The following is a 13,446-nucleotide window of genomic DNA, read 5'->3' on the forward strand; positions in this document are numbered from 1 at the left end:
AGAAAATCTTATCAATAAGGCCGAACAGTTTCTTTTCTGTTCGGCTGTTTATATTTTTAACCCGCTAATTGTGCGATTTGTGCTGCTGCATTATCTAAGGCAGCTTGACGTGCTTCTGGGCCGAAAGCGATCCCTTCCGCGCGCACAAAAGTAATATCAGTCACACCAATAAAATTGAAAAACGCTTTGATATAAGTTTCTTGATAGTCTAAAGCTTCGGCTGGTGAACCTTCTGAGTACACACCACCACGCGAAGAAGCAATAATGACACGTTTACCTTCTACTAAACCTTGAGGGCCGTTTTCCGTATAACGGAATGTTTTTCCAGCAACAGATAGTCGGTCAAGCCACGCTTTTAACTGTGATGGAAAGCTAAAGTTATACATTGGCGCGCCGATTACAACGATATCTGACGATAAGAACTCGTCCAAATATTGGGTGTTTCGTGCAACATGTTGCTGCGCTATTTTATTATTAGGTTCAACACCTTGCCATGCCAAAAACTCAGCATCAGACAAATGAGGAATTGGTTCTAAAGCAAAATCGTGATGAATAATTTCTGCATCAGGATAAGCTGCGCTGAGCTTTCCAGTAACAGATGAGGTGAGTTGGCGGCTAACAGACTGCTCACCTAAAATACTTGTGTCAATTTGAAGTAGTTTCATCGTTTATACCTACAGTATAAAATTGTTACTTGAACTAATTATGTTACTACTATTATTCTGATGCACAAGAAGGCACATTTAGGGAACCAAGTAATATGACTGTAACCATACCTCACGATATCCAAAGTTCAGATTGCCAAAGAGTCAGTCAAGTATTGGCTAGAGTTGGCGAGAAATGGAGTATACTCATTGTAATGACACTTGCATCACGTTCTCATCGCTTTTCTGAAATTAAAAGAAGTATCAATGGAATATCGCAGCGTATGCTTACATTATGTTTGCGTGGTTTAGAAAGAGATGGTTTAGTTAAACGTACGGTTTATCCTGTAGTTCCACCTCATGTTGAATATGAATTAACTCCACTCGGTCATTCACTTACAGAACCTGTAATTGCTTTAGGCCAATGGGCTCAGCAGCACATTGCGGATATTGATGCGGCAAGAGCTGCGTTTGATGCAGCTCAAGATAAACCAATTACATTAGACACTTAACGTAACTGCGAAGGGCTTATGCCATAAAATTGTTTAAAGCGATGACTTAAATGACTTGCTGAACTAAACCCACATACTAGGGCAATATCTTGCAAAGAAAGCTGAGATGACTGAATTAGCCCCTTGGCCTTGGTTAAGCGTCTTTGCATGACATATTGGTGAGGCGCCATATTCATGGACTGTTTAAACATGTGAGCAAAATGGTATTCGCTTAAATTTACAACATTTGCCAAATCAGACAAGGTAAGTGCTTGATCTAGATGCCCTTCAATCCAGTCTTGAATATATTTGAGTTTATGAGGAGCGAGCCCACCTTTAATGATAGGTTGCTGCCACTTAACATTGCTATATCTTCGAATTAAATGGTTCAGCAATAAACTGGCAGTTGTACTCATTTGTAAATGGTTTGCTGAATCTTTCCAATCACAATCTAGCAAGAAAAACTGATAAAGCGCTCGAATCTTTTCGTCATCGTTAAAAACAACTTCGTTTAGTTCAATTTGATTAGGTTCTTTGTCCCATATTTTTTCGGCAACATCACGCAAATGTTGGTCGGTATAATATAAGTGAACAAATTTAAGCCCACCACGTATATCCCAAGTCGACTCCTGATGTTCAGGCAATAAGCAAAAACGACCCGGCCCGCCACCATTTTTCCAGCCTGCAGGGGTTTTTTGATAGCTTTCATAGCCATCTTGAATATAGAGACTTAAAGTGTGGTGATCGCTACAGACACTTACACGATCTTGCTGATTAGACCAAAATGCAAGTTGCATATTCTCATCAAGCACCACAGTTTCGTGAAGCTTGGCTTTAGATTGCTGTAGCTGTTCTAAAGTTTGATAGGCCATGCAAAATTAAAACGAATATCATTGAGCTTAAGTTAACCATATTCCGCAAAATTCAGCTAGTTCAGTCATATAAAAAACGCAAGATCTTGCATGTACAACACAAGAATATATACGTGAAAAAATGAAGCATTCCTAGATACTTAAGCTTGGTAATCGAGGATGAAGTTATGAATATTTTACTCTATGTTGCGGTGGTGTTGATTTGGGGAACAACATGGATTGGAATTGCCGTTCAAAGCCATTATGCAACACCAGTTGTCGCAATTTTATGGCGTTTTGCTATTTCAGCCTTATTACTTTGGGTGGTTTTACTATTTTCAGGAAAATTACAACGAATTGCTTTAAAAGATCACTTGTTTTGTATGCTGCAAGGACTTTGTGTTTTCGGCCTAAATTTTATTTGTTTTTATACTGCGGTTAAATATGTAAATAGCGGTTTAGAGTCTGTCATTTTTTCGATGGCTGTTTTCTTTAATGCTATTAATGCACTTATCTTTTTTAAGCAGAAACCTTCCCCAAACTTTGCGCCAGCTTCACTTTTGGGTCTAAGTGGTATTGTTCTACTGTTTTGGCATGACCTGATTAATAGTCAGTTTAATGCACAGTTATTAATGGGTATTGGGTTATGTGCAATAGGCACTTACGGTTTTTCTTTAGGGAACATGATTAGTGTTAGACACCAAAAACGTGGCCTAAATATTTTTTCAACAAATTGTTATGCCATGACTTATGGGGCATTGGTGATGTTAAGTCTAGCTTTATTTACTGGCCAAGATTTAATGCCTCCAATGAATTTCCCATTTTTAAGCTCGGTACTTTACTTGGCTGTATTTGGTACGGTTATTGGGTTCTCTGCTTACTTTTCTCTTGTTGGGCGAATTGGTGCAGCCAAAGCAGCCTATAGCACGTTGCTCTTTCCTTTAGTTGCTTTAACAGTTTCTACTTTCTTTGAAGGATATGTATGGACTTTAAATGCGGTATTTGGAATTTTATTAATCTTACTTGGTAACTACTTAATGTTTAGTAAATTTGAAATTGGAAAAAAGTTATTTAATAGTCAAAAAAGTTGTGAGAAGCAGGCTTAATAGCCTGCTTTTTTATAAATCATAATTAATTTCAGCAGTAGCCCGTTTTTAGCATCAACTCAAAATCTTTTAAAGCTACAGCTGCCGTAGCTAAAGGTGCAGAAGCCCCTCCACTGACAACAAATTCCCCCATTTCTTGGGTTAACGCCCGAATGCATTTATTGGAACCTTGCAGATGAGCAAAAGGATGATTTGCTGAAACTAAACGTAATTCAACACCGGTTTGAATTTGCTGATTCTTAATATGAATAAAACCGACCAGACGAGGAATTACATTTTCTTTTTTCCAACCACGAATATGTTCAGCCGTAACGTGACTGATTCCTTGTCTTGGAATATCCTGAATTTTTACATCAGCTCCCAAAACAGTATTGGCTAGTATCGTAATTTTGGCAGCAGTATCCCATCCATCTACATCGAAAGAACTGTCAGGTTCAGCAATACCTTTTGCTTGAGCTTTTTCAAGAGATTCTGTAAATGCGCATTCATGTTGCAACATATCATTTAAAATAAAATTCGTGGTACCTGTAAACACACCTTCTATTTCTAAAATTTGACAGCCAGCCAAGTTATATTCAAACAAATCAACAGTTGGTAAGGCTGCAGCCGTCGCACCGCTAAAAAATAGTTTTTTATTATGTTGATGCGCCAAGTTAATTAATTTTTTACCTTCTATAACTAAAGCACCTTTAGATACTGCTATCGCATTCATGCTATGTGTTAAAGCATAATTTAAATAAAATAGGCCTTTTCCACCTGTCACATAGTCACTTGGCCCTGCCTCAATAATGACATCCGCCTGAACCTGTTCTAAAAATTTTTGCTCAGTTAGACCTGCTTGATATTGTGTTTTATCTAGCCACTTTGCAGCTTGTAAACCTTCTTGATCAATTAAACCTGATGATGATTTACAGACACCCACTAAACGGGCATCAATTTGATATTTTTGTTGATAGTATGCCGATCGATTTAAAAGAAGCTCTGCAATTTGTTGCCCAATCCGTCCAAAACCACAAATTGCCACATTAACTCGCTTCATTTCGCTTTCTCAAAAATTTATATGGTTTAAATCAAATTTCCAAAGAGAATTTTAACATCTCGTCTTTGGAAAATTGCTAACTACAGAGATAGTTAAAATACTATATTACTTAGATATTTGTTAGATTAACTATCTTAATGACCATATAAATTGCGACAGCAAAAACCATTAAAGCAAAGACTTTTTGCACAATTGCAGAGGGAATAAAACGAATAGCTCTGCGCCCTAATAACATACCAACTGCACATGCGAGCGCAAACGCACTAGTAATGCCTACTGGATAGTGAAAACCCTCTGCAATATGCATCACAATACTAATTCCACTAATGAGAAAAATAATCATAAGTGACGTTGCAACAATACTATGCATATCCAAATTTGTGACTTTTCTAAGCGCTGGCACAATTACAAAGCCGCCACCAACCCCTAGCATGCCTGTTAAAAGCCCAGCAATAATTCCGATGCTGGCAAGAACGCTTCCCGTTTTAAAATTCCAGATAAAGCGTCCCGTACTTGGGTTAACCTGACACGGCGGGTTATGAAAGTCTGATACTCGGTTACTAATAAGTCGATAACCCACTGTAAACATGACCAAGCTAAACATTAACATGAGCCAAATAGGTGAAATCGTGTTAGCTATTAAAATGCCGATATGTGCCATAGGAGCACCAATTAGGGCAATCCAGATTGCAGCGCGATAACGCACAATCTTTTTAAATAAGCCTTCAATGGTTCCTATGAGAGTAGATAGCGCAACCGCCAACAACCCAATCGGTGCAGCTTGCGCCACACTCCAGCCTTGACTGGTCATGAGCGCGGGTACAGCAAGAATACCCCCACCAGCACCAGTAAGACCAAGTAAAAAGCCAATCACGATGCCTTCAACGACAAGTAATAACATATCAAAAGCCTAAAATTGCATATACATTATTTGCAGTAGACTGCTGGTTAATCAGTGAGTAGATCTCGTCTTCTTGCGAAGCTTTAACCGCTTCTCAGGATAAAGCGTTGCTTTGTTTATCCTCTTAACTCGAACATAGTTCTCGTCTTCTTGCGAAGCTTTAACCGCTTCTCAGGGTAAAGCGTTGCTTTGTTTATCCTCTTCCACTCGAGCATAGCTCTCGCCTTGCGCTCGTACAAAGCGTTGCTTTGTTTATCCTCGCTCAGGTTTGACCATCCACTCGCGGCCTTTGAGCATGCCTTGCCAGTAAATCGGCGGTAAAATCTGTTCTTTAAGTAACCAAGCCAAACGAGATGGTTTTTGCCCATCAATCACCCATTTTGGAAAACTTGGAAGAAGCTTACCGCCGTAACCAAACTCAGCCAGAACGATTTTTCCACGCTCGACAGTGAGTGGACATGAACCATAGCCGTTGTACTCGCAGAAGTTTTGCTCACCGTTCAGTTGTGCTAGAACATTCACAGCAACAATCGGGGCTTGTGCCCGTGCCGCCGCAGCAGTCTTGGCATTAGGCGCATTCATCACATCACCTAAAGCAAAAATATTGGCATGCTGTGTATGTTGTAGGGTTTGAGGATTCACGCTCACCCAGCCTGCTTCATCAGTGAGTGTGCTGGCACGAATAAAGTCTGGGGCTTGTTGCGGTGGAACAACATGCAACATATCGAAATCAGTCTCGACCAATGCTGCATTTTCATTGTTCACTACCTTAAACCATGCTTTTTTTGCAGGCCCATCTACTTTGACAAGTTGATGGTTAAAATGCAGTTCAGAGCCATATTTTTCGACATATTGCATTAGTGCAGGTACATATTCCTTCACACCAAATAAAACAGCGCCAGTGTTATAAAAATGGATAGAGATATCTTTGAGTTTGCCTTGTCTTAACCAGTAATCGGCTGAAAGGTACATCGCTTTTTGAGGAGCACCGGCACATTTAATCGGCATAGGCGGTTGGGTAAAGATTGCTTTTCCACCATTTAGCTGTTGCACCAATTCCCATGTATACGGCGCTAAATCATAACGATAGTTAGACGTCACCCCATTTTTCCCTAAGGTTTCGACTAAACCTTCAATTCCATGCCAATTCAGTTTTAAACCAGGACAGACGACCAAAGCTTTATATTGAATGGGTTGGCATCCTTCCAAAATAACTTGATTATGCTCAGGGTCGAATCCGGCAACAGCAGCTTTCATCCATTTCACTTTTGAAGGGATCACACTTGCCATTGACCGTGCGGTTACTTGTGGTTTAAAAATACCGCCACCAACCATGGTCCAGCCCGGTTGATAATAATGGGTATCTGCCGGATCAATAATGACAATATCTAAATTAGGTTCCCGAGACAGTAAGCTTGATGCAACAGAAACTCCTGCTGCTCCAGCGCCCACAATCACAACGCTATAACAAGGAATTGTGGCTGGTTCATGATCACGTTTTAAAATACGTGGCACTAAGCCTTTTAAGTTAAAACCAAGTTTGTTACCTGCTTCTACTAACAGTGCTGCATCTTTTGGAGCAACTTCAGCCAAAGCCCATAAACTGATTGCACGCATACCAGAGCGACAATATGCTAAAACGGGCTTCTGAGCATTCTGATAAAGCTGCTTAAACTCGGTAACTTGTTGATCGGTAATTTTACCACTGATAACAGGCTGATAGATTACGTTTAGGCCATGTCGCTGAGCTGCTTCTTCAATTTCAATTACATTGGCTTGGTCTGCACCTTCTCCATCTGGACGGTTACATATCAGAGTTCTTAATCCCTGATCTGCAATTTTTGAAATATCGTTGGCAGTAATCTGGTCAGCAACATAAAAATCTTGATTAACTCGTTTAAGTTCCATATTGCCACCTTATAATTGTGAAATTGAGCCGCAAGCCTGATTGGCAGGAAGTGCTTTATCGATTTGTTTTGGATATGGCAGATTTAAGTTATTCATTAATTCAATAAAATCTTCTCGTGAGCGATTCTGACCTAAACGTGAGTTATTTAAACGTTCATTACCAATTGTTGAAGACAGGCGACCTTTATAATCGTGTCCCGGATACACAATAGTGTCGTCAGGTAGGCTAAAAAGTTGTTTATGGATACTGTCATAAAGTGTGCCCGCACTACCTTGCTGGAAATCGGTTCGACCGCAGCCGTCAATTAATAATGCATCACCAGTGAAAATCATGTTTTCAACTAAATAACTCGTACAAGCATTGGTATGACCTGGTGTATAACGTGCTTCAATACTGAGGTTGCCAACTTTAAGCATGCAACCATCTGTAATTAAAATATCTCCGCAACTTACATCTGAATTACGGTGTAAAACCGATTTGCAATCGAGACGTTCCCGAAGCAAATTCGCAGCGGTAATATGGTCTGCATGAACATGGGTATCTAAGGTATAGATGAGCGTAAATTGATGCTGCTCTAATTCTTTTGTATAAATCTCTATATCTGATGCGACTGGGTCAATTAAAACAGCCTCTTGTGTTTCTTCACACCCAAGCATATATGTATAAGTCGAACTTTCTTTTTCAAAAAACTGCTTAAAGAACATGATTTATACCCCAATAATTTATTTCTTTCCTATATTTTGCAAATAAGATGCCAATTATTTAAAAATAAATAATAAATATAAAAATCAAATATTTAAAACAATAATTTGAATTAAATTTAGAAAACAAACTAAACTTGATGTTCCTTTGAAACTCAAGTATGTTTCAATGAAACGATTGTGAAACACATGAAATGGCAAAGTTAAATTTTCAGTCAGAACAAGATTTTTTTACTTTATTTGAGCAATTAAAAGCTTTATTCCCAAATGCGAGTCTATTTTTAGCAGAAACAACGACTCAAGCAATTCACTATAAATTTAATACAGATGACATTTCTGTTGAGAGCATGGCAGCGCTTACTCAAGACCATCACAATCAATATCTCGAAATCAATACTTCTAAAATGAGAAAGCGATTTATCTATCAAGAAAATGATATTTACATCGCAGAGCATCGCATTATCGGGAAATTGCATATTCTACAGCCCGTTAGCATAGAGAATGATATTGCTGATCAAGGAGAGCTAACAGAACAATTGCAAGACTTGGCTAAAGTTTTTAATAGTTGTTCACCAGAAATGGCGCGTATGTTTTCAATTATTCAAAGAGTGGCAATTACTGAGTTTCCAGTACTCGTCCGCGGCGAATCTGGTAGCGGCAAAGAACTTGTAGCACAAGCAATTCATGATTATAGCCAACGTAAAAACAAGATCTTTGTGGCAATTAACTGTGCCGCTCTTAATGCCAATATTTTAGAAAGTGAACTCTTTGGGCATGTGAAAGGTGCTTTTACAGGAGCAATTCGCGACCATAAAGGCGTGTTTGAACGTGCCGCAGGCGGAACGCTGTTTCTAGATGAAATTGCCGAGATTCCTTTAGAGCTTCAGGCTAAATTATTACGGGTGTTAGAAACAGGTGAATTTACCCCTGTGGGTGGTGAAAAACCGATTCAGGCCAATGTCCGAATTATTACCGCAACACATAAAGCTTTACGCGAAGAGGCTAAGGCTGGGCGTTTCCGCCATGATCTACTCTACCGTCTACGCGTAATTCCAATTTTTATACCACCACTCAGAGAGAGAAAAGTCGATATTCCTCTTATTGTCGATCAGATTTTAAAAGAGAGCTCCACTCAACTCGACACGATGCCTCGCCATGTTAATCAAAAAGCCATGCAAGTTTTATTAAACTATGACTGGCCAGGAAATGTTCGTGAGTTAAAAAACACCCTGCTTTATGCGTTAACTATGGCGAATGGTAAAGATGAAATTGAAGTCGAAGACTTACCAAATGAACTATTAAATGCAGAGGATTACGTTAAATTACCCGAGACAAATACAGAGCTTAGTCCAGAAAATGTGCAAGCTGCTTTAGAAAAATATAACCATAACTTGAATATGGTCGCGAATATTTTTGGAATTAGCCGCACCACGCTTTGGCGATATAGACAAAAGCATAAGCTTTAGTTAGGTATTTGGCTCGTCTAAGGCGTATCATATTGCACTTGGTTAGGTTCGTTAGTTCAAAGGCTTTATATGATTGTCCGTGATAAAAGCAATGTATTTAAATTATTATTTGCTTGGAAAGGAACAATTTTACCTAAGGTCTTGCCAGCACTGAGTTTTGTTGTCTTTATTTCAGCATGTGTGGTCTGGCTCTCTTATTATCATTGGATTCAAATTCCTACCGTACCCGCGATTGGATTTACAATATTTGGTGTGATTCTTTCGATTTGTACTGGTTTTAGAAATAACGCGTGTTATGACCGTTGGTGGGAAGGCCGGAAACTTTGGGGGGCTTTAATTGCCAATGCCAGACATATTGTTAGAGATAGCCATGTTTTATCTAATGAACAACGTGAACATTTAATTCATCAGGTCTTAATTTTTAGTAATTTGTTGCGTGATCGATTGCGTCAACAAACAGTCGAACCCACAAAATTTCTTGAGCATGCCTATTTAAATAACTCTTCACTTAATTATTTAAATGAGCATATTAATGCACCTCAATTTGTACTCGAAAATATTCAAAAAGATTTAGTCAAAGCTCTAAAAGACGGCGAAATTAGTGACATTATCTATAGCACGCTAAATCGACATATTGTTGAGCTAGGTAATATTCAAGCGGGTTGCGACCGAATTGCTGGCACGCCTTTGCCCTATTCATATTCAGTACTTTTACACCGCGCCGTTTACTGTTTTTGTTTCATCTTACCGTTTAGCCTTGAAGCAGCTTTAGGTATTTGGACACCGCTGATTGTGGGTTTAATCGCTTATATATTTTTAGGTTTAGATGCTCTAAGTGCTCAAATTGAAGAACCTTTTGGTTTGCAAGAAAATGATTTACCGCTCGATTCAATTGTGCGTTTGATTGAGCGAGAGTCTCTAAGCTCTTTAGGACAGCCATTACCACCCATTATTGAAGCCAAAAACAACAATTTACTTTAATAAAAAAGAGCGAATCATCGCTCTTTTTTATAGGTTTAAGTGTCTGTTTATGGATGTACAATAATCTTAACGGCTGACTCATTGTTATGAATTAAGGTTTCAAAACCTTGTGAAATCAAATCATCAAGTTGAATGCGCTGCGTAATAAAAGGTTCCAGATTTATTTTACCTTCTTCAACCAATTTAATAGTTTCTTGATGGTCATTTACATAGGCAATTGTGCCTCTTACATCAAGCTCTTTCATTACTACACTATGCACATTAATTGATGCTGGATGGCTCCAAATCGAAACAATAACAATAACACCTGTTGGTTTCACTGCCGCAACCAAAGTATCTAATACCTTGTTAACGCTGCTACATTCAAATGCAACATCAACACCATCGCCATTGGTAATTTTCATGACCTCAGAAACAACATCAACTTCTGACGGGTCTAAAATATAATCTGCAACACCCGACTCTTTGGCTTTTTCTTTACGTTTGGCACTTAGTTCGGTAATGATGACCTTAAGACCTTTCGCTTTTAAAATTGCCGAAAGCAATAACCCAATTGGCCCCGCACCGCCAACCAGTGCAATATCATCAGCCTTTGCACCACTACGTACGAAAGCATGATGACCCACCGATAACGGTTCAATTAAGGCTGCCTGATCTAGCGGAATTTTATTGGAAATTGGATGTACCCAACGGCGTTTAACCGCAATTTTTTCCGATAGGCCACCGCCACGACCGCCTAAACCAATAAAGTTCATATTTTTGGAAAGATGATAATTATCGCCCGGTCCAGTCGGTACATCATCGGCCACAATATAAGGCTCTACCACCACATGTTGACCAATTTCAATATCATTAACACCTTCACCTACGGCATAGACCACCCCTGAAAATTCATGTCCCATCGTAATCGGCGCAGATTCGCCTGAAATAGGATGCGGATGTCCGCACGGTGGAATAAATATTGGCCCTTCCATAAACTCATGCAAATCTGTGCCACAGATTCCACACCAAGCTACCTTAATGCCTACAGTGCCGGGAGTGACTTCTGGTTCAGGGATATCTTCAATACGAATATCTCCTCTGTCATAAAAACGCGCTGCTTTCATTATTATCTCCCTCAAATCAGGATGTTGTTTTAGCGATAGACTATTCCACCGTCCGTTAAAATGGATTGACCCGTAATATAGTCCGAATCTTCACTTGCCAGAAAAGCAACTAATGCGGCTACATCGTCTGGTGTTTGGGCTCTACCTAAAGCAATACCTTCCACATACTTTTTATAAGTTTCACCAATTGCGGCACCGGTAATTTCAGCAAAACGTTTATCGATTTCAACCCACATATCAGTTCCGACAATTCCGGGGCAATATCCATTTACCGTAATACCGTGACTGGCATATTCTTTTGCCGCAGCTTGGGTAAGTGCTCGTACCGCAAATTTGGTTGCCGAGTAAATACCGAGTAAAGCAAACCCATCGTGGCCTGCAATTGAGCAAGCATTAATGATTTTACCTTTATGTTGGCGTTGCTTAAATTTTGCAGCAGCAGCCTGTATTCCCCACAGCACGCCGCCAATATTAATATCAACAATTTTTTGGAATTCATCAGGTGTGATATCCGCAATCGCTTGTACTTGTGCAATTCCAGCGTTATTAATCATGACATCAAACCCACCAAGTGTCTGCTCAGCATGATTTATAGCGGCATACACTTGCTCGCGGTCACTTACATTAGCAATAAATGTGCTCGCATTTACACCTAAAGCTTGAATTTCCTGCTGCACATCATTCAGTCGATCTTGTTTCATATCCACTAATGCAATATGTGCCCCTTCTTGCGCCAAGCGCAGGGCAATCCCACGGCCTATGCCTTGAGCTGCCCCAGTCACTAAAACGACTTTATTTTTTAATCCATTAACCATGTTCAACTCCTGTAAATGTAGAATTTCTACATATGAATCGCTCGTTGCATTGAAGCCAAAATAGATTCATGCATGGCTTCTGATAAGGTTGGATGTGGAAAAATCACTTGAGCTAAGCTTTCATCAGTTGCTTCTAGATATTTGGCAATCGCAAATCCTTGGATATGTTCGGTCACTTCATGACCGACCATATGTGCACCAAGTAATTCACCCGTTTCTGCATGTACCACCGTTTTAACGAAACCTGACGCATCTCCAATTGCCAAAGCTTTGCCGTTTGCAGTTAAAGAAAACTTACCAATACGTATAGGTAGATTCTTAGCTTTTGCTGCATTTTCCGTTAAACCAATACTCGCCACTTGTGGATGTGTAAAAATACAACCCGGTATCTGGCTACGATCCAGTGAATGTACGTTTGCTACACCAGCGATTTTCTCGACACATATCATGGCTTCATGGCTTGCTTTATGGGCAAGACACGGTGCACCAGCCACATCACCAATCGCATAAAACCCTGCTACGTTGGTTTTACAATAGTCATCAATTGTCACAAAACCTTGTGGATTGAGTTCTACACCTAAACGTTCTAATCCTAGCCCCGTGGTATTCGGCTGCACACCAATTGCTGAAAGCACTCGGTCAAAAACAATCGTTTGAACGTCATTTGCCGTTTCAATCACACAGTGAACTTGACCATTTTCAATTTGAATACTTTGAACGACAGCATCGGTTAAGACTTTCATTCCTTTTTGTTCAAATTGCTTTCTAACAAATTGAGCAACTTCGGCATCTTCAGTTGGTAAAATCTGCTTGGCTAAATCAATAAGGGTGACTTGACACCCCAAGTCTTGATAAAGACTAGCAAACTCACTACCAATTGCACCTGAACCTACAACCAGTAAACTTTTTGGTAAATCCTCTGTCACAAGCGCTTCTTTATAGCTCCAGACATATGTTCCATCGACAGGAAGTTGAGGAACATGTCGAGCTTTAGCTCCAGTTGCTAAGATGATATGTGGCGCACTTAAAGCCTGACTGTTACCTTGAGCATCTGTCACTTCAAGTTTTTCTTTAGCCGTAAGTTGAGCACGGCCATTAAAAACCGTCACCTGATTCTTTTTAAGTAAATAATCGATGCCTTGTACTAACTGAGCTGACACTTGTCGGCTATGTTGCACAAGCTTTTGTATATCAAAATCGAGTTGAGATACCTGAAAACCAAACTGTCCAGCATGTTTAAACTGAGTTGCAAGCTCTGCCCCTGCAAGCAAAGCTTTGGTTGGAATACAGCCCCAATTTAGGCAAATTCCGCCTAAATGTTGCTCTTCTACAATTGCGGTTTTTAATCCGAGCTGGGCTGCACGAATTGCAGCCACATACCCACCCGGTCCCGCGCCAATCACAATTAAATCAAATTGAGCTTCTGACATGCGGGT

13 protein-coding genes are annotated in these 13,446 nt (G+C 39.8%); 4 read left to right on the forward strand and 9 right to left on the reverse strand.

Annotated elements, in window-relative coordinates; translation table 11 throughout:
- Positions 1-56: 56 nt before the first annotated feature.
- A complete protein-coding gene (locus AAC388_RS09345; RefSeq protein ID WP_342370499.1) occupies positions 57-665 on the reverse strand; it encodes an NAD(P)H-dependent oxidoreductase in 609 nt (202 codons plus the stop codon).
- Between the two features lie 95 nt (positions 666-760).
- Here AAC388_RS09345 and AAC388_RS09350 point away from each other — a divergent pair, with 95 nt between their 5' ends.
- Positions 761-1,156, forward strand: a complete 396-nt coding sequence (locus tag AAC388_RS09350; protein WP_005069321.1) for a helix-turn-helix domain-containing protein — start codon at positions 761-763, stop codon at positions 1,154-1,156.
- Here the strand turns inward: AAC388_RS09350 and AAC388_RS09355 are convergent.
- Positions 1,153-2,007, reverse strand: a complete 855-nt coding sequence (locus tag AAC388_RS09355) for an AraC family transcriptional regulator (protein WP_032035018.1) — start codon at positions 2,005-2,007, stop codon at positions 1,153-1,155. The two genes, AAC388_RS09350 and AAC388_RS09355, sit on opposite strands and share 4 nt — an antisense overlap.
- A 167-nt stretch (positions 2,008-2,174) precedes the next feature.
- On the opposite strand from AAC388_RS09355, the gene AAC388_RS09360 reads away from it, so the two are divergent.
- Entirely contained in the window at positions 2,175-3,092 is a 918-nt protein-coding gene (locus AAC388_RS09360; RefSeq protein ID WP_078225341.1) for a DMT family transporter, read from the forward strand.
- Between the two features lie 31 nt (positions 3,093-3,123).
- Here AAC388_RS09360 and AAC388_RS09365 read toward each other — a convergent pair whose 3' ends face one another.
- The 4 genes from AAC388_RS09365 to AAC388_RS09380 form a co-directional block, all read right to left on the reverse strand.
- Positions 3,124-4,131, reverse strand: coding sequence for a homoserine dehydrogenase (locus AAC388_RS09365; protein ID WP_342370500.1), 1,008 nt, complete (start codon positions 4,129-4,131; stop codon positions 3,124-3,126).
- A 109-nt stretch (positions 4,132-4,240) separates the two neighbouring features.
- Positions 4,241-5,032: a sulfite exporter TauE/SafE family protein gene (locus tag AAC388_RS09370; RefSeq protein WP_290015072.1), complete on the reverse strand. Its 792-nt coding sequence runs from the start codon at positions 5,030-5,032 to the stop codon at positions 4,241-4,243.
- 252 nt (positions 5,033-5,284) lie between these two features.
- Entirely contained in the window at positions 5,285-6,940 is a 1,656-nt protein-coding gene (locus AAC388_RS09375) for a TIGR01244 family sulfur transferase (protein WP_342370501.1), read from the reverse strand.
- A 9-nt stretch (positions 6,941-6,949) separates the two neighbouring features.
- Positions 6,950-7,645 carry an MBL fold metallo-hydrolase gene (locus AAC388_RS09380; protein ID WP_262461033.1) on the reverse strand — a complete coding sequence of 232 codons (696 nt, stop codon included), beginning with the start codon at positions 7,643-7,645 and terminating at the stop codon, positions 6,950-6,952.
- A 191-nt stretch (positions 7,646-7,836) separates the two neighbouring features.
- Between AAC388_RS09380 and AAC388_RS09385 the strand changes: the two genes are divergently transcribed.
- Entirely contained in the window at positions 7,837-9,108 is a 1,272-nt protein-coding gene (locus AAC388_RS09385) for a sigma-54 dependent transcriptional regulator (RefSeq protein ID WP_342370502.1), read from the forward strand.
- 69 nt (positions 9,109-9,177) lie between these two features.
- The gene (locus AAC388_RS09390) at positions 9,178-10,089 is read left to right on the forward strand and encodes a bestrophin family protein (RefSeq protein ID WP_311079926.1); all 912 of its coding nucleotides are present in this window, start codon (positions 9,178-9,180) and stop codon (positions 10,087-10,089) included.
- A 47-nt stretch (positions 10,090-10,136) separates the two neighbouring features.
- Here AAC388_RS09390 and AAC388_RS09395 read toward each other — a convergent pair whose 3' ends face one another.
- Genes AAC388_RS09395 through lpdA form a run of 3 tightly spaced genes read right to left on the reverse strand, consistent with a single transcriptional unit; the run spans position 10,137 to position 13,440 of the window.
- Complete coding sequence (locus AAC388_RS09395; protein WP_057084858.1) at positions 10,137-11,195, reverse strand: 2,3-butanediol dehydrogenase; 1,059 nt, start codon at positions 11,193-11,195, stop codon at positions 10,137-10,139.
- 29 nt (positions 11,196-11,224) lie between these two features.
- Positions 11,225-12,010, reverse strand: coding sequence for an acetoin reductase (locus AAC388_RS09400; RefSeq protein WP_057084856.1), 786 nt, complete (start codon positions 12,008-12,010; stop codon positions 11,225-11,227).
- Between the two features lie 26 nt (positions 12,011-12,036).
- Complete coding sequence (gene lpdA / locus AAC388_RS09405; RefSeq protein ID WP_342370503.1) at positions 12,037-13,440, reverse strand: dihydrolipoyl dehydrogenase; 1,404 nt, start codon at positions 13,438-13,440, stop codon at positions 12,037-12,039.
- Positions 13,441-13,446: the final 6 nt, after the last annotated feature.

This window comes from Acinetobacter sp. D009, assembly GCF_038562025.1.
Lineage (GTDB): Bacteria > Pseudomonadota > Gammaproteobacteria > Pseudomonadales > Moraxellaceae > Acinetobacter > Acinetobacter pittii.